1 protein-coding gene is annotated in these 258 nt (G+C 53.1%); it reads right to left on the minus strand.

The features are described 5' to 3' along the window. A partial coding sequence (locus SB659_RS19915) for a hypothetical protein (RefSeq protein WP_410551668.1) occupies positions 1-223 on the minus strand: 223 nt, incomplete at its 3' end. Positions 224-258: the final 35 nt, after the last annotated feature.

Consider the following 258-nt stretch of genomic DNA (forward strand, 5'->3'; position numbering starts at 1 on the left):
TGCCCCAAGGATCGACGCTGCGTTTCGGATGGCGCAGAAGCACATAATATTGGAAGCCGTAGGAATGCAGGACATTCTCCAACTCCTCGACGACACGCTCGACCTTCTTGCATTCCTCTAGAACGACAAGCAATTGAATCAACGAATGAATATTCACAAATGCCCCCTGCCCGAAAAGGGCGTGCGGTTGAGGGCCGTCGACCGGCACTAACGCAGCCGGCATCCCAACGGTCTTCGGTTCAATGATTTAACCCGTAT

Origin of the sequence: Arthrobacter sp. SIMBA_036 (assembly GCF_046535135.1) — a bacterium.
Taxonomy (GTDB): Bacteria; Actinomycetota; Actinomycetes; order Actinomycetales; family Micrococcaceae; genus Arthrobacter.